Source organism: Aeromonas sp. QDB23 (genome assembly GCF_027707745.1).
Classification (GTDB): Bacteria; Pseudomonadota; Gammaproteobacteria; order Enterobacterales; family Aeromonadaceae; genus Aeromonas; species Aeromonas allosaccharophila.
The window spans coordinates 68958-85890 of sequence record NZ_JAPCJA010000015.1 but is presented as its reverse complement, the minus strand read 5'-3'; the positions used below and the strand labels follow the sequence as shown (position 1 = coordinate 85890).

Annotated in this window: 15 protein-coding genes; 5 read left to right on the top strand and 10 right to left on the bottom strand. The window is 60.3% G+C overall.

Annotation, left to right across the window (positions count from 1 at the left end; all coding sequences use genetic code 11):
- Positions 1–105: 105 nt before the first annotated feature.
- The 3 genes from PG888_RS09140 to dusB form a co-directional block, all read right to left on the bottom strand.
- Positions 106–1011: a DMT family transporter gene (locus tag PG888_RS09140; protein WP_182938890.1), complete on the bottom strand. Its 906-nt coding sequence runs from the start codon at positions 1009–1011 to the stop codon at positions 106–108.
- A 112-nt stretch (positions 1012–1123) separates the two neighbouring features.
- The gene (gene fis, locus PG888_RS09135; RefSeq protein ID WP_005309538.1) at positions 1124–1420 is read right to left on the bottom strand and encodes a DNA-binding transcriptional regulator Fis; all 297 of its coding nucleotides are present in this window, start codon (positions 1418–1420) and stop codon (positions 1124–1126) included.
- A 26-nt stretch (positions 1421–1446) separates the two neighbouring features.
- Positions 1447–2412, bottom strand: a complete 966-nt coding sequence (dusB, locus tag PG888_RS09130; RefSeq protein ID WP_033135778.1) for a tRNA dihydrouridine synthase DusB — start codon at positions 2410–2412, stop codon at positions 1447–1449.
- Positions 2413–2704: 292 nt separating this feature from the next.
- Here dusB and PG888_RS09125 point away from each other — a divergent pair, with 292 nt between their 5' ends.
- The 4 genes from PG888_RS09125 to PG888_RS09110 all read left to right on the top strand — a co-directional run bounded on the left by PG888_RS09125 (position 2705) and on the right by PG888_RS09110 (position 7548).
- Complete coding sequence (locus PG888_RS09125; RefSeq protein ID WP_182938891.1) at positions 2705–4120, top strand: TolC family protein; 1416 nt, start codon at positions 2705–2707, stop codon at positions 4118–4120.
- 73 nt (positions 4121–4193) lie between these two features.
- A complete protein-coding gene (locus tag PG888_RS09120; RefSeq protein ID WP_082040709.1) occupies positions 4194–5198 on the top strand; it encodes an HlyD family secretion protein in 1005 nt (334 codons plus the stop codon).
- Entirely contained in the window at positions 5198–6352 is a 1155-nt protein-coding gene (locus PG888_RS09115) for an ABC transporter permease (RefSeq protein ID WP_182938892.1), read from the top strand. Before PG888_RS09120 ends, PG888_RS09115 begins: the two co-directional genes overlap by 1 nt.
- Entirely contained in the window at positions 6352–7548 is a 1197-nt protein-coding gene (locus PG888_RS09110) for an ABC transporter permease (RefSeq protein ID WP_182938893.1), read from the top strand. Before PG888_RS09115 ends, PG888_RS09110 begins: the two co-directional genes overlap by 1 nt.
- A 117-nt stretch (positions 7549–7665) precedes the next feature.
- On the opposite strand, the gene PG888_RS09105 is transcribed toward PG888_RS09110, so the two are convergent.
- The 3 genes from PG888_RS09105 to PG888_RS09095 form a co-directional block, all read right to left on the bottom strand.
- Positions 7666–8301, bottom strand: coding sequence for an NAD(P)-dependent oxidoreductase (locus PG888_RS09105; protein WP_182938894.1), 636 nt, complete (start codon positions 8299–8301; stop codon positions 7666–7668).
- A gap of 133 nt (positions 8302–8434) precedes the next feature.
- The gene (locus tag PG888_RS09100) at positions 8435–9289 is read right to left on the bottom strand and encodes a DnaA ATPase domain-containing protein (RefSeq protein WP_042059872.1); all 855 of its coding nucleotides are present in this window, start codon (positions 9287–9289) and stop codon (positions 8435–8437) included.
- Between the two features lie 71 nt (positions 9290–9360).
- Entirely contained in the window at positions 9361–10059 is a 699-nt protein-coding gene (locus PG888_RS09095; RefSeq protein WP_042060132.1) for a DnaT-like ssDNA-binding domain-containing protein, read from the bottom strand.
- 298 nt (positions 10060–10357) lie between these two features.
- On the opposite strand from PG888_RS09095, the gene PG888_RS09090 reads away from it, so the two are divergent.
- On the top strand, positions 10358–11329 hold the full coding sequence (locus PG888_RS09090; protein ID WP_042059874.1) for a response regulator: 972 nt from the start codon (positions 10358–10360) through the stop codon (positions 11327–11329).
- A 74-nt stretch (positions 11330–11403) separates the two neighbouring features.
- On the opposite strand, the gene PG888_RS09085 is transcribed toward PG888_RS09090, so the two are convergent.
- The 4 genes from PG888_RS09085 to pta all read right to left on the bottom strand — a co-directional run bounded on the left by PG888_RS09085 (position 11404) and on the right by pta (position 16903).
- Entirely contained in the window at positions 11404–12801 is a 1398-nt protein-coding gene (locus PG888_RS09085; RefSeq protein ID WP_058053047.1) for a peptide MFS transporter, read from the bottom strand.
- Between the two features lie 213 nt (positions 12802–13014).
- Positions 13015–13926, bottom strand: coding sequence for a UTP--glucose-1-phosphate uridylyltransferase GalU (gene galU, locus PG888_RS09080; RefSeq protein ID WP_058053048.1), 912 nt, complete (start codon positions 13924–13926; stop codon positions 13015–13017).
- Between the two features lie 96 nt (positions 13927–14022).
- Positions 14023–14343 (bottom strand): ComEA family DNA-binding protein, encoded by a 321-nt coding sequence (locus tag PG888_RS09075; protein ID WP_182938897.1) that lies wholly within the window; start codon positions 14341–14343, stop codon positions 14023–14025.
- A 379-nt stretch (positions 14344–14722) separates the two neighbouring features.
- Entirely contained in the window at positions 14723–16903 is a 2181-nt protein-coding gene (gene pta, locus PG888_RS09070) for a phosphate acetyltransferase (RefSeq protein WP_042059882.1), read from the bottom strand.
- Positions 16904–16933: the final 30 nt, after the last annotated feature.

The window sequence follows — 16933 nt, the reverse complement described above, 5'->3', positions numbered from 1 at the left end:
TTGTCACTGCAGGATCAGATCTTGGAACGGGCATTGAGTTCATTTTTTACGCCGTTTTTTATCCCGAGTTCAGGTTATGTAGTCAGTGGTACCCGCTATCGGTACTCAGGTGGTGGGCTTTAGCCTGGCACTGCGCAACAGCAGGGGGAGCTGGTAGAGCACTAGGGCTCCGAGCACCAGTCCGGCACCGGCCAGTTTGGCGCCACCGAGCGGTTCGCTATAGAAGAGGGTGCTCAGCAGCAGAGTCCAGACCGGCTCCAGCAGCATCATCAGGGCGGCGTGGGCGGTGGTCATCTTGCTCAATGCATGGGTGAGCAGCCAGTAGCGCAATGTGGTGGCGATCAAGACGCTCGCGGCAAACCAGCCCCAGATGCCGTGGCTGACCCCTGCCTCGGGCCACTGCTCGGTCAGCAGGGAGAGCAGGGTGCCGAGCAGGCTGGTCATCGCCAGCTGGATGCAGGTGAGCCAGGTGGGGGCAATGGACTGGGCAAAGTGGCGATGGACGGCGAGCTGGATGCCGAGGGTGGTGGCCGCCGCCAGAAACCAGAACAGCGAGAGCGACACGCCCGTTTGTTCGGGGCGATCTCCACCCCAGTGAGTGCTGCTGGAGAGCAGCAGCAAACCGGCGATGGCGATGGGCAGAGTGAGCCAGTAGTGGCGGCCGGGCTTGGCCCGAAAGGCTCCCCAGGCGGCCAGCGGTGCCATCAGGGTGGCGACGCTCATGATAAAGGCGCCGCTGCCCAGTGCATCGCTCTGGCTGATGGCGGTGACCCATAGCAGCAGGCTGGCGCCGAGCAATGTGCCGCATCCTGCAGCGCGCAGCAGTTGGGCACGGGTGGGCGGTGGTTCACGCAACCAAGCCAAGGGGAGCAACAGCAGGGCGGCCAGCAGGAAGCGGCTGCCGATAAAGGCGGCAGGGGGCAGTTCGCGGATCGCCTCTTTCGAGAAGAGCCAGCCAGCGGCGGCCAGCAGGGTGACCAGTACCATCAGCAGCAGGGGAGTGCGGTTCATCGGGGTCGTCATGGTGAAATGGAGGGGAGAGCATAAAGGAAAGGCGCCAGGTATTGCTACCTGGCGCCTTTCGCATCTGCCTTGAACCGCCGTCGCGGCTCGCGGCCAGCAATCAGTTCATGCCGTAACGCTTGAGCTTCTTGCGCAGGGTGCCACGGTTGATACCCATCATCACGGCAGCGCGAGTCTGGTTACCACGGGTGTACTGCATGATCACGTCCAGCATCGGCGCTTCGACTTCGGAGAGAACCATATCGTACAGATCAATCACTTCCTGACCGTTCAACTGGGCCAGGTAGTTACGCAGGGCCTGTTGCACAGAGTCACGCAGGGGGCGCTGGGTTGGCTCGGCAGCGTGATTGTGAGTAGTTGTTACCAATGCATCAGAAGTCAGGGTTTGTTCGAACATATTCGGTCGGCTCTTTAGTTATCTTGTTAACCTAATCCATCGAAATACGCTTCGAGTGCCTCAAGTTGCGCGTCTGCGCAATCCAGGGCATTGAAGTGCTTACGGAATTCTCGGCCCGTCTCTTCTTCATCCAGATACCAGCCCACGTGTTTACGGGCTATGCGCGCTCCCAGATACGCACCATAAAACCGGTGCAGGTTGGTTACATGCTCGTTCATCAGGGTGCGAACCTCTTCCCTCTCGGGAGGCGGCAGCTTGGTGCCCGTCTCAAGAAAATGACGGATTTCCCGGAAAATCCAGGGTCGTCCTTGCGCAGCTCGGCCGATCATCACGGCGTCGACACCGGTATAGTCGAGGACATACCGGGCTTTCTCCGGGCTGTTGATGTCACCATTGGCGACAACAGGAATCGATACGGCCTGCTTAATCGCCCTGATCGTGTCGTACTCCGCTTCGCCCCGGTAGAGGCAGGCACGGGTACGACCATGCACGGCGAGGGCCGCGATACCGCAATCTTCGGCGATTCGGGCGATCTCCACGCCATTGCGGTTATCCGGATCCCATCCTGTGCGGATCTTCAAGGTGACAGGCACCTCCACTGCATCCACCACGGCCCGGCAAATTGCTTTGACCTGATCGGGGGCACGCAGCAGGGCGGAACCTGCCAACTTCTTATTCACTTTTTTTGCCGGACATCCCATGTTGATGTCGACGATCTGTGCGCCCTGCTCCACGTTGTAGCGGGCAGCAAACGCCATCATCTCGGGGTCGGCCCCGGCAATCTGGACCGATCGCAATCCGCCTTCTGCAGAGTGATCCATCCTCATCCGGGTTTTCTGGGTATCCCAGACATCCGGGTTGGCCAGCAGCATCTCGGAAACGGCCATGCCAGCCCCCAGTCGCAAACAAAGTTCGCGAAATGGTCGGTCAGTTACACCGGCCATGGGAGCCACAATCAAGGGAGTTTCAAGCGTGTGGGGACCTATCTGCATTCCACGGTTACCATCGGCTTAGGGCGGCGTATATTACGCATTTTTTAGGCAGGAGAAAAGGTTAGTATTTGAGCGTCAGCCATTTTTTTCTGAAAAAAACGTCGCGCCAAGGCTTGCAAATTCTGGAGTTATTGAAAAACGGCCAGATTGCTCGTGAGGGATGGCTGTACTACCTATGTCGGTTGTCTGCATAATTGTCAGTCCACTTGCCGGCCTGCTTTGCGTTATGATATCGGGCTTAAGTCGAGCAAATGCTCCAAACATTTATGCAACAAAAGCGGATTGGGGATCTATGACGTCAAGGTTCATTACATCACTCTGGCCGTGTCTGCTGGGGGCCGTGCTGGGGTCGGCACAGGCGCAGACCATCAGTTTCGGCGAAGCCTGGACCAGGGTCATCCAGCAGGATGAGGGGCTGGCGGCCGAGCAGGCCGGGGTCGATCGGGCCAAACAACTGCGCGAGGCGGCCAAGGCCATGTATCTGCCCAAGGTGGATCTGGGGGCCAGCTATACCCACCTCGATCAGCCGATGGAACTTGATCTGATGGATCTCAACCCCATCGCCAACCATCCGGATATGGTCAAAGCGCTGCAGCATATCCTGGGTGGGCTGCCGATCCCGCATTTCTCGCCCGATGATTTCGTTACCCCGCTGACCAAACAGAACGTGGTGACCAGCTCGGTCAAGATGCTCTGGCCGCTGTTTGCCGGTGGCCGCATCGATGCGGCGCAGGATATCCGCCAGGCGCAGGTGAGCGAGGCGCAGCAGCTGCTGGTGCTCAAACAGCAAGCCACTTTCGAGAGCCTCTCACAGACCTATTTCGGCGTCGTGCTGGCTGCTCAGGTGGTGCAGACCAAGCAGGAGATCGAAGAGGGGTTGGCCCACCATCTGGATCACGCCAAGAAGCTTGAAGCTCAGGGCCAGATCGCCAGGGTGGAGCGGCTCTCCGCCCAGTCGGCCTATGATCGGGCCCGCATCGATACCCAGAAGTCCCGCCGTGGCCTCGAGATCGCCGAGCTGGCCCTCGGCCATATGCTCAAGCTGTCCCGCGCCGAGCCCGACAGCGGCCTGTTCGTCAACCAGGAGCTGCCGCGCCTCGAGGGGCTGGTGAGCCAGACCCTGGAGGTGCACCCCGGCCTCAAGCTGCTCAGCGCCAAGAAAGAGCAGGCCAAGGGGATGATCCGGATGGAGAAGGGCAAATATGCCCCCGAAGTATTCCTGTTCGGCAACTACAACCTCTATGAAGATGATTCACTGGCCGCCAAGACCGCGCCGGACTGGCTGGTGGGGGTGGGTGTCAGCATGCCGCTGGTGAGCCGCGATGGCCGCTCCGAGACGGTGCAGGCCGCCAAGAGTGCCGAGCTGCAGGTCAATCTGCTGCAAGCCAAGACCCGCCAGGATCTGGAGTTGCTGGTAGAGAAGACCTGGCGCGAAGCGGCGCAGGGGCTGGAGGAGTATCAATCCCTCTCGTCAACCCAGGCGCTGGCAGAGGAGAACGTGCTGCTGCGTGACAAAGCCTTCGGTCAGGGGCTCTCTACTTCGCTGGATGTGGTGGATGCCCAGAACCAGCTGGCGGGGGTCAAGACCCAGCGCGCGGCGGCGGCCTATCAATATGTGGTGTCGCTGGCCCGTCTGCTGGCGCTCTCCGGCCAGATGAACAGTTTCAATCAATATCAGTATGGTCAGGTGATCGAGGTGAACTCATGATCCCGGCCCTGTCTGTTCCTTTTTTCATGTCTGTTTCGACCGCCAAGGGTCGCCCGTTTGTCGAGGTGAAGTGATGAGCCATCCCCCCATCAAAAAGAAGATGAGCCAGGGTAAACCGCTGTTGTTGCCGCTGGCACTGGTGATCCTGGTGGTCTGGCTCGGCTGGCGCTTCTGGCTCGCCTATCAGCCGGAGCCGGTGCATCTGCAAGGGCAAATTGAGGCGCAGCAGTACTCGGTCTCCTCCAAGGTGCCGGGTCGCATCGACGAGGTGCTGGTGAAAAAGGGCGATCAACTGACCAGGGATCAGCTGGTCTTTACCCTGGCGAGCCCCGAGATTGAAGCCAAGCTGAGCCAGGCCAAGGCCGGTGAAGCGGCCGCGGGCGCACTGGCGCAAGAGGCAGAGAAGGGGGCCCGTGCCCAGCAGATCGCCGCCGCCAAGGATCAGTGGCAAAAAGCCAAGGCCGCCGCCCAGCTGCGTGGCAAGACTTATGAGCGAGTCGCCAGCCTGCACCGCGATGGCGTGATGCCGCTGCAAAAACGCGATGAAGCCTGGACTGCCTGGCAAGCCGCTCGCTACAGCGAAGGAATGGCGTGGCAGCAGTACCAGATGGCGCTGGAAGGGGCGCGGGAAGAGACCAAGATCGCCGCCCGCGAGAAGGCCAAGATGGCGGCGGGTTCGGTGGCCGAGGTAGAGGCCTATCTGGCCGACACCCGCATCACCAGTCCCCACAATGGTGAAGTGAGTCAGGTGCTGCTGCGTAGCGGCGAGCTGGCGCCGCAAGGCTTCCCGGTGGTGACGCTGCTCGACATGAGCGATGCCTGGGCCCAGTTCCACATCCGCGAAGATCTGTTGCCCCGTTTCACCGTGGATACCGAGTTCGATGCCCGCATCCCGGGCCTTGGCGACCAGATGGTGCGCTTCAAGGTGACCCATGTCGCCGTGATGGGGGATTTTGCCACCTGGCGTGCCACCGATACCCGTCAGGGTTTCGACATGAAGAGCTTCCAGGTGGAGGCTCGCCCGCTGCAACCGGTTGAGGGGCTGCGGGTTGGCATGAGTGTGCTGGTTGAACTCTGATGGGACGTGAATTTCGGCTGCTGTGGCAGGATCCGTTCAGCCGTGCCCTGATGAGCTGGGTACCGCTGCTGCTGATGGGGATCCTCTGCTGGATCTTCTCGGCAGGGCTGGCCCGCGACCTCAAGGTGGGGCTGGTGGATCTCGACCGAAGCGTGCTGTCGCGCCAGCTCGCCTTCTCGCTGGATGGCTCGGCCGGGCTCAAGGTGGCCAATCAGTTTGACTCCATCGATGCGGGCGCGCGCGCCCTGCGCGGTGGCGACATCTATGCGCTGGTGGTGATCCCCAACCATCTGGAGCGGGATGCCCGCCGGGGTACCCAGCCGCAGGTGACGGTGTTCAACAATGGCCAGTTCATCCTCATCGCCAAGCTGGTCAACTCGGCGCTGGCGCAGGTGGTGGGCACTCTCAACGGTCAGGTCGGTGTGCTGGAGGCGATGGCCGATGGCAAGGCGCTGCCCGGTGCGATTGGGCAGTCGGTGCCCATCAGCAGTCAGGTCACGGCGCTCTACAACCTCAACTCCAGCTATGCCCAGTTTCTGCTGAGCGCGATTCTGCCCGCGGTGTGGCAGATCCTGGTGGTGCTGTTCGGCCTCAATGCGCTGGCTCGCACCGATCGGCTGGGACTGGACTGGACCACCCGCGGTGTCTGGTTCGGCCTCTGGCGTACCCTGCTGCCCCATGTGCTGATTGGCTGGGGCTGGGGGATCGTCTGGACGCTGCTGTTGTTCAAGGGATTGGCCTATCCCATGCACGGCAGCTGGCTGGTGCTGACGGTGGGGCTGGGGCTCGCCTCGGCCGCTTGCGTTACTATGGGGGCGTTCTTTTACGGCATCATTCGGGATCCGGCCCGCGCCCTGTCGCTGGCGGGGGCTTACACGGCGCCTGGTTTCGCCTTTATGGGGGTCACTTTTCCGGTGAGCGCCATGGGGGATTTCGCCCGCTTCTGGCGCAGCTTGTTGCCGGTTTCTCATTATGTGGAGCTGCAGATTGGCCAGAGCAACTATGGTCTGCCCCTCGCATCGGCGTTGCCGCAATTGGGGGCGCTGCTGCTGTTCATGCTCCCCCTGCTGTTGGTGGTACGCCGTTATAAGCAGCAGGCGGAGCTTGCCCGTCAATCAGCCGCAGCTGTAGTAGCAGAGAAGGAGCCTGAGTGATGTTGGGATTTGTCGATCTGTTGCGCCTTGAGCTGCGCACCCTGCTGGCGGATCGCGCCATCATGCTCACCCTGTTTGGCGGGGTGATCTTCTACTCGTTTCTCTATCCCCAGCCCTATCTGCATCAGTTGCCGCGGGAAGAGGCGGTGGTGGTGGTCAACGAGGATGGCAGCCAGCTGTCGCGTCAGCTGGAGTTTATGGCCGATGCCACGCCGCAGGTGAAGCTGGTGGCGCGGGCCAATTCGCTGGCCGAGGCGCGACAGCTGATGATGGCCGGGGAAGCGAGCGGGATTCTGCACATTCCCAACCACTTCTATCGGGATCTGATGCAGGGTAAGAGCGTCACCCTGAGCTATGCCGGTGATGCCTCCTACTTCCTGGTCTACGGCACCATTGCCGAAGGGCTGGCACAGGCCGGTGGTACCCTTGCCGCGCAGGTGAAGGTGGCGAGGCTGCTGAGCCACGGCGAGGCACTGCCGCAAGCGGCCATGGGCTGGAATGCGGTGGCCCTCAACGTGGTGCCGGTGTTCAATCCCACCATGGGCTACGTCAACTACGTGGTGCCGGCGGTGTTTGTGCTGATCCTGCATCAGGTGTTGCTGATGGGGGCGGGGATCCTGGGGGCGACCCAGAACCAGCGCAGCTGTCGCGGCGAGCACGGTTACTGGCAAAGCGCGCCGGTACTGCCGCTGCTGCTGGCCAGAACCCTGGTGCTGGCCGGGCTGTTCCTGCTGCCGGTGAGCTACTTCCTCGGCTTCTGCTTCGATCACTACAACATCGCCCGTCATGCCGATCCGCTGGAGCTGTGGTTGTTCGCTCTGCCGTTCCTGCTGGCGACCTGCTGGTTCGGGATTGTGCTGGGGGCGATCTTTACCCGGCGGGATCTGCCGACTCAGGTGGTGTTGATCTCCTCCCTGCCGCTGGTCTTTCTGGCGGGCTTTATCTGGCCGCTGGAGCTGATCCCGGCGCCCCTCAACTGGCTGGCTCAGTGGGTGCCCACTATCCCGGCCATCGAGGGTTTTCTGCGCCTCAACCAGATGGGGGCCGACTTTGCGCAGGTTTCCCGTTACTGGTGGCAGCTATGGGGACTGGCGCTGCTCTACGGCGCGCTGGCCTGCCTGCTGCTGCGCCAGCGGCAGCAGTCGTTGCCAGTGGCCAGTCAGCCGGTCGTACAGAGTGAAACGACCGCCGGTTAAGCGGGATAGTGCAAGCGCGCGCGACATTAAGCGTGCAGTAAAGCGAAAAACGGTCAGCCTTTGGGCTGACCGTTTTTGTATCCGCTGGATCTATGAAAAGGATGGCGATGCGTTGATTTAGCCGCGCTGGAGCGCGGGATCGCCGATGGCGTAGATCTGCCCCACCGCCGTCTCATCCGCCAGCAGGCGCAAGCCTTGGGCGGCCACATCGGCGCGGCGAACCAGTCCGTGAACCTCCTTGCCCTGACTCAGCTCGGCACGGCCGGTGGCGTCGCCATCCTGCAGGCCCGCCGGGCGCAGAATGGTCCACGCGAGGGTGCTGGTCTGCAGCCAGCTCTCCGCCAGACTCTTGAGGCGCACTTCGTGGCCGAAGGCGGTACGGGCACGCTCAGGCAGATATTGCCAGCTGTCACCACAGCCGAGGGAGGTGACCAGCAGAAGTCGTTTCAGGCCGGCTTGCTCCATGGCATCGATCACATGACGGTTGCCTTGATAGTCCACCGGCGCCGTCTGACGGAAGCTGCCGAGGGTGGAGACGACCTGTGCATCTTGCCCTGCCACAAGGCAGGCCTGCTGCACCGCAGCCGGATCCAGCGCATCCCCTTCGATGACGTCTACTCCCAGCTCGCGTGATTCGGCTGCCATTTCGGGGCTTCGCACCAGCGCTACGACCCGGTGACCCTCGCGCAGGGCGTGGTGAGTAAAGGCGCGGCCCAGCCCGCGGCTGGCTCCGAAAATCAGTGTGGTTGGCATAGCTGAGCTCCCTTGGCAAAAGGGGCTAGCCTAGTGGCTTGTGCGCTTGCTGTAAATGAGAGTTGTTTCTATTTGTGAGCAAGCAGAGAGGAGAGAGTGCGAGCCGCCAGGACTCGCACTCGCATCGAGGGGGTCAGCCGTTGTAGTTGCCGATACTGGGGCGACGGCTGGGGCCGCTCAGGTGGATATCCACCGGATTGAACGCCTTGATCGCCTCATAGCTGAAATCACCGATCGCCTGATGCAGGCTCTGGGGCGTGTGGTTGGTGATGATGATGACGCTCTTTGACAGGTTGCGACGACGGCGCAGCAGGTGGCCGAGGAAGCTGGACTGACTCTCCGCCATCTTGGCGCGGTTGGCCGATACCTCATCGATGATCAGCAGATCCACCTCTTCCAGCGCACGGCGGTATTGGTTGCGCTCATCCTGATCGGGGATCACGTTGAAGAACAGGCGATCGACGATGGAGGCCCACTGCTGGAAGATCACCGACTTCTGGTGAAGGGCGATCAGCTCGTGTGCTACTGCGCCTGCCAGGGTCGATTTGCCGGTGCCGTAGTCGCCGTAAATCAGCATGCAGCCGCCGCCGCTCTTCTCCCAGTGCTCGAATCCGCTGATAAAGTAGCGGGCCGTTTCGATGGGGTACTGGAGTGCGGGATCAGTGGCGTCCATCTTCTCGAACACCCAGTCGGGGTTGAGGTCGGCCTGGGCGATCAACTTCTGGATCCGCTCCTGGCGGGCCGCCTTCTGCAGCTCGCGCACCTCGGCGTTGGCCTTGGCATCGTACTCCTTGCGCAGGGTCTCGTAGTCATACTGGCCGCCGCCGGTCTCTTGCTGCAGGCGACGAATGCGCTCCAGCAGGCCGCCAACGTGCTGGCTCAGCTCGGGATCGTGAACGCGATGGTCCTGCTTGGCCTTGGCGATTCTTTTGCGCTTGGCTTCGATCTCTTCCAGCTCCTGGCGCAGGGGATCTTGCGGGTCAGTCATGGAATGCTCCTTCTGCTCGATCAGGGATGGGTAGACAGGGGGTTGATTTTGCCTGCAGGCGGGGGCCGCTATCAATCATTATCCGGCTCCTGCTGCGGTGCGGGTTCCTGCATTTGCTGTTGGGCCAGCCGTTTGGCCTCTTCGATCATCTGCTGGGCCCGTTTGCTGGGGCCTGCCTCTGCCGGGGCGGGGGTCACCTGCTGGTAGCCCTGCACCTCCATCGGTTTGCGACGGGTGTAGCGGCGGGTCTTGAGGGCGCGAATGAACTTGAGCATCCATTGATGCTGGGAGTCGAACACCTCGGGGCGCCCCAGCCAGTAGGCGATAAATTCCCCCAGATCCTCTTCGCTGTAGCTGGCATCGATCACCCCGCACAGGCGGGCGAGGGCGGGCAGCTCCTCATCCGGTCGCCACTGCAGATGCATCTGGAAGGGGCGCTCCGGCAGCGGGCTGCGCAGTTTCTGGGTCAGCAGCGGCAACTGGAACGGGCACTGATGGTAGTGCTCACTCTCGGGCTGTGCCTCGACCTGTAGCAGGCCCGCCTCCATCAGTTCATCGAACAATTCGGTGAGCTGGCGGGCATTGACCTGAAACGAGAAGCCGCAGGGATCGCCCGGGTCGACCACCGCCAGCGCCCGACCCAGCTCGGGATAGTTGAGCCGGGCCAGCTGATTTTCCAGCACCAGCCTGCGCAGCTGCAGGGTATAGAGACTGCGGGCCGGATGGGACAATCTGGGATGGGCAAGGGCGCTGTATTCGGCTGGGGTCATGGTCTTCTTCACGGGCTGGAGTGGGGGCATTATCCCTTATGGCGCAGGCTTGCACAATTCGCACGGGAGGTGGTGACCCGGTTAATCCTGACCCCTAGCCAAGAGGCCATGGTGCGGGGGGCGTTGACAACGGATTGGGTCAGGCTGATGGCGCCTGGATATCGCCTCATCAATACGCGTGATGAAATCGAAAGCCGGGTAAGCCGTCTCTTTTTGACGCAGGAATCGCTGCATTCCAGCCGATTTGGTCTAGTCTTATTACTTAAATAACCAATTGACTAATAAGGTTTTTATCAAGATGCCAAAAGCCGGGCTACGGATCCTGGTGGTGGAGGACGAAGCTGTTTTTCGCCACTCGTTAGTGAGTTACCTCGCACGGGACGGGGCAGCGGTGTTTCAGGCGGAGGATGGGATTGAGGGGATATCGGCGGCAGCGCTCTATCATCCCGATGTAGTGCTGTGCGATCTCAATATGCCCAATATGGATGGTCTCGAGGTGATCGCCTGCCTCTCCGCGCGTTATCCCCATATTCCGGTTATCGTCATTTCGGCCCAGAGCACCATGGAGGCGGTCGCCAGCGCCTTGCGTGCCGGTGCGCGGGATTATCTGCTCAAGCCGCTGGAGGATTATGCACTGGTCGAGCGCAGCATCGAACAGTGTCTCAACGGCAGCGCCAACCGGGCGCAGCAGCTGGAGCTGATGGATCATATCGACTACTTCAGTGCCCATGACAAGGCGGCCAGCCGCCTGCTGGCGGGGCTCAAGCCGCCGGGCTTGCAGGAGTGGGGCCCCTGGCAGGTTACGTTCAAGGGGCTCGGCCACCTCTTTATTCCCGATACCTTCAAGGTGGAGGACAAACTGCTGGTGCTGGTGATGGAGCTGCCGATCATGGGAACGGATGCTGCATTTTGCGGGGCCTTGGTGCGCTCCTTGATGAACGTCCCCTATCGCCAGTTTCAGCAAAACGAGAGCCGCCTGCTGAGCCAGCCGCACCGGTTGCTCGACTACCTCAACCATCAGCTGATGGCGTCCGGGCTTCGTCACTCCTTTGCCATGGCGGCGCTGCTGTTTGATCAGCACGATGGGCTGGTGTTTGCCAACGCCGGGCTCACCTCTCCCCACTGGTTGATGCGCTCCGGTGGCTTGCCCCTTGGTTTGATGCGCAGCAGCCATTACGCCCTGCACAAGCGCAGTTGGCATGAACCGTTTGCCCTGCAGTTTCGTAGCGACAGCGGCGGATCGCTGGATGTGCAGGTACGCCATCACTGATACCGCCTGACAGCAGGCCAAAGCAAACAGGGCGCCCGATGGGCGCCCTGTCTGTTTTTTACAATCCTGACCGTTTAGACGGCGGCGGAGTGCAGTTTCTTCTCTTGAGCTTGCGGCTCTTTGGCCGGGCCTTCGGCACCGTGCATCCAGTAAACCAGGCGGTTGGCCATGGTCAGCAGGATCAGGGCGCTCAGTAACGCAGCCAGGGCGATGCCACCGAAGATGGCGATCGGGCCCGCTTCACCCACGAAGGAGCCGATAAAGCCGGCTGCATAGTTGGCCAGGGCAACGAAGCCGAACCAGGCACCCATCATCAGGGAGGCCAGACGCAGCGGAGCCAGTTTGGTCACCATGGAGAGGCCGATCGGGGAGAGGCAGAGCTCGCCCAGGGTGTGGAACAGGTAAGCGCCAACCAGCCAGAACATGGAGGTCTTGACGGTCTGGTCACCACCTTGCTGCAGCACGGCGCCGATCATGAACAGGAAGCCGACAGCCAGGAACAGCAGACCCATGGCGAACTTGACCGGAGAGTTCGGCTCTTTCTTGCCGAGCTTGATCCAGATGGCTGCCACGATCGGGGCCAGAGTGATAATGAAGAAGGGGTTGAGGGACTGGAACCAGGCAGTCGGCACTTCGAAGCTGCCGATCATGCGGTCGGTATACTCCTGGGTGTAGAGGTTCATCAGACCACCGGCCTGCTCGAAACCGGCCCAGAAGATGATGGTGAACAGACCCAACACCAGGATGACCTTGATGCGATCCACTTCCTGCTTGGTCAGCGGTGCTTTCTGCTCGGTAGTACGCAGGGCTGCAGCGCGCTGGGCGGCAGTGACACGACCGATGTTACCCAGGAAACGCTGGGCCATGGTGGCCTGGATCACCAGAGAGAGCAGCATGCCGATACCGGCGCCGACGAAGGCCGCTTGCCAGCCGTAGGCGGTGGCGGCAGCACCACAGATCACACCTGCCAGCAGGGAACCCAGGTTGATGCCCATATAGAAGATGGTGAAGGCACCATCACGGCGGTGATCGCCCTCTTCATAGAGGTCACCCACCATGGTGGAGATGTTCGGTTTGAACAGGCCGTTACCCACGATCAGCAGCGCGAGGCCGGCGTAGAACATGGTGTTGACCATATCCGGGAACATGGCGTGGGGCAGTGCCAGGGTGAACTGACCTGCGGCCATCAGCACGGCACCGATCAGGATGGCGCGACGTTGACCCAGGAAGGTGTCAGCCAGCCAGCCGCCGATCAGCGGAGTGATATAAACCAGACCGGTATAGATACCGTAGAGTTTGAGGGCATCTGCCTGACTCCAGCCCAGACCGCCGTTGGCAGTCAGGTCGGTCAGATAGAGCACCAGCACGGCACGCATGCCGTAATAGGAGAATCTCTCCCACAGTTCGGTACTAAAGAGCAAAAAAAGCCCTTTAGGGTGACCTAAAAAGGTCCCTTTTGACGGGTTATTCATTGGAACTTCCACCTGTGTCTTATATTTTTTTGAGTTTTTTATGCAAGGGCGAGAAACACGCCTCAATCCTTATAGAGCATGCGTGAATAAATTACAACATTATGATTTGCTGAGAGTTTATTTACTATTGATTGATTTTTTGTTGCGCAAATGAAAAAGGAGCATCATTTGATGCTCCTTGAATACCTCTATAAAAAACCGATTTATCAGCGATTACAACTGCTTGACGAACTGCTTCAGCCAGCCGATGAATTCACCGTTCAGCTCCTGATGGCGCACGGCATATTCCACATTGGCTTTCATGTAGCCGAGCTTGCTGCCGCAATCGTGGCTCTTGCCCTTCATGAAGTAGGCGTTGACCTGTTCCTGTTCCATCAGCATGGCGATGGCGTCGGTCAGCTGGATCTCGTCACCGGCACCGGCCGGGGTCTTCTCCAGCAGCGGCCAGATATTGGAGGAGAGAACGTAACGACCCACCACCGCCAGATTGGAGGGGGCTTCGTCACGGGGCGGCTTCTCGACAATAGCCTGCATCGGCAGGGACATCCCCTCGCTCAGGGCTTCACCCTTGATATCGGCGATGCCGTACTTGTCCACTTCGCTCTCGGGCACCGCTTCCACCATGATCTGGCTGATCTGGTTCTCTTCGAACATGTGCACCATCTCGGCCAGGTTGTCCTGCTTGAGGTTGCTGGCAACCTCGTCGATCAGCACATCCGGCAGCAGCACGGCGAAGGGGTTGTCACCGATCAGCGGACGGGCGCACAGGACCGCATGACCCAGCCCTTTGGCCTCGCCCTGGCGGACGTGCATGATGGTGACGTCTTTCGGGCAGATCTGTTGCACCTCTTCCAGCAGCTGACGCTTGACGCGCTTCTCGAGGGTCGCTTCCAGCTCGAAGCTCTTGTCGAAGTGGTTTTCGATGGAGTTCTTACTGGAGTGGGTGACCAGAATGATCTCCTTGATCCCGGCGGCGATCGCTTCGCGCACCACATACTGGATCAGCGGTTTGTCGACCACCGGCAGCATCTCTTTCGGGATGGCCTTGGTGGCTGGCAACATACGGGTACCCAGACCGGCTACCGGGAGCACGGCCTTGCGAACGATCAGAGGGGTCTTTTTCATGGAAAACTATCCAGAGAGATGAAAGTGCGGCCATGATACTCCAAGAAAAATGGGGCAGCCACCGGCTGCCCCATTTGTATATGCAGGGCTCGGACGTTATTTGACGATGATCATGTCACGATTGGCTTCCAGCGTGGCCGGGCCAATGCCATTGACATCCGCCAGCTGATCGACCGAGGTGAACTTTCCCTGTTTTTCCCGATAGTCGACGATGGCTTGTGCCTTCTTGTCGCCAATTCCTTTGAGGCTGGTGAGTTCGGCAAGGGTGGCGGTATTGATATTCAGTTTGCCGTCCTCCTTGGCGACCGCGGCCGTGGTTGTTTGCTTGAGCGCTACCTTATCTGCGGCCAGCACGGGTTGGCTGAACAGGGGCAAGCAGGCCAGCAGCATGACTGCAGAGAGCTTCTTCATCAGCATTTCCATTCCTCCATGATGTTGGATTTTGCCGAGTGGGCACATTGAGAAATAGCGTATCGAAAGGGTCTTTTTCACTGCAACTTCTGACAGGTCAAATTCTCATGCCGATGGTGGAAGATTTGCTATAAGCGCTCCGCCATGAATGCCTCCGTATAGCCAACCTTATGATCTGGAATGTATTTCAGATGCATCTTTGATTTGGCGAGCACACGTCCCCGAGACGCTCTGCTCAAACCCTTGTTGACGTGCCGGATGGCATTATTCTGCGCAACACGGTGTGGATGGCATGTTTCACTGGTCTTCAAAAGAGAACTAATAAAAAAGGCTGCTCACCTGGGGTGAGCAGCCTTTGTGATCGGTTTTTTCAGGCTAGAGCTGATTAAGCTTGTTCGTCAGCCTGAGCTGCCTGGATACCGGTCAGAGCGATGGTGTAGACGATGTCGTCAACCAGAGCGCCACGGGACAGGTCGTTGACCGGCTTGCGCATGCCTTGCAGCATCGGGCCGATGGAGACCAGATCAGCAGAACGCTGTACCGCCTTGTAAGTGGTGTTACCGGTGTTCAGGTCAGGGAACACGAACACGGTGGCTTTACCGGCAACCGGTGAGTTCGGTGCCTTGGACTTGGCCACGTTCTCCATGATGGCCGCGTCGTACTGCAGCGGACCGTCGATGATGAGGTCGGGGCGCTTGGCCTTGGCCAGCTCGGTCGCTTCACGCACTTTCTCTACATCGGCACCGGCGCCAGAGGTACCGGTAGAGTAGGAGATCATGGCGACGCGCGGCTCGATGCCGAACGCGGCGGCGGAGTCGGCGGACTGGATGGCGATCTCGGCCAGCTGCTCGGCAGTCGGATCCGGGTTGATCGCGCAGTCACCGTAGACCAGAACCTGGTCAGGCAGCAGCATGAAGAAGATGGAGGAGATCAGGGAAGAGCCCGGAGCGGTCTTGATGATCTGCATCGGCGGACGGATGGTGTTGGCAGTGGTGTGCACCGCGCCGGATACCAGGCCGTCAACTTCATTGCGCTCCAGCATCATGGTACCCAGTACCACGTTGTCTTCCAGCTGCTCGCGGGCAACCACTTCGGTCATGCCCTTGTTCTTGCGCAGCTCGACCAGACGCGGCACATAGCGCTCGCGTACCACAACCGGATCGATGATCTCGACGCGATCGGTCAGTACCACACCCTGCTGCTCTGCAACACGACGAATCTCTTCCGGGTTACCCAGCAGCACCGGACGGGCGATGCCACGCTCGGCGCAGATGGCGGCAGCCTTGATGGTGCGCGGCTCATCGCCTTCCGGCAGCACGACACGCTTGTTGGCATGGCGGGCCAGCTCGGTCAGCTGATAACGGAACGCCGGCGGGCTCAGACGACGGGAACGGGTAGAGCTGACAGTCAGCGACTCGATCCAGTGTTTGTCGATGTGGCCAGCTACATAGTCCTGCACCAGTTCGATACGCTCGCGGTCATCTTCCGGGATATCGACGTTGAAGTTCTGCAGGCTGACGGCGGTCTGCCAGGTGTTGGTGCCGGTGATCATGATCGGCAGGCCGGTAGCCATCGCCTGTTGGCACAGGGCCATCACTTGCGGTTCCGGATGGTAGTTACCGGTCAGCAGCAGCGCACCCAGCTTGACGCCGTTCATGGCGGCCAGGCAGGCGGAGACGATGACGTCGGAACGGTCGCCAGAGGTCACCAGCAGGCTGCCCGGACGGAAGTGCTCGATCATGTTGTGGATAGAGCGGGCACAGAAGGTGACGGTCTGCAGGCGACGGCTGTCCAGCTCGCCCTTGTTCAGGATCTTGGCCGCCAGATGCTTGGCGAGATCTTTGGCGCGCGGGGCGATCAGCTGGGTGTTCCACGGGATGCAGCCCAGGATGCGCAGCGGGCTCTTGCCGAACACTTGCAGCACTTCCAGGTTGTGGGCGGCGTCAGACGCATGGTGATGCGCCTCGAACATCTCGGTCAGATCAGGGCGGGTTACGCCGTGCTCGTCAACCGGTGCACCCACCTTGTTGATCACGCAACCTACGATACGGGGGTTGTTGACACCACCGAAGTTGGAGCAGGCCAGCTCGATGCGCTCTTTCAGCTTCTGGCTGGAGTCATGGCCCGGGTGGGTCACGAATACCATGTCAGCGTCCAGCGCCTTGGCTACGTCGTAGTTCAGCTTGTTGGCAAAGGGCTGCTTGTCGGTCGGCACCATACCTTCGACAACCAGCACTTCGGCACCGCTGGTTTTCACGTGCTCTTCGAAGCGGGCCACGATCTCTTCCAGCAGGATGTCGGTGTTGCTGGCGCTGATCATGTTCTCGGCGTAGGAGAGGGCGAACGGCTCGGGCGGATTGATGTTGGCAGCAGCGCGGATAACGGCGGTAGAGCGCTCGGTACCGGTTTCACCCGGACGCGGCTGGGCAACCGGTTTGAAGAAGCTGACATTGACACCGTGACGTTCCATAGCGCGAACAACGCCAAGACTCACGGAAGTTACGCCGACACCAGTGCCGACCGGGATAAGCATAATAGTGCGTGCCACTTTATACCCCTTGTTCATTTTTTGGGATCAGGAAAAGGCCGCCCTGGT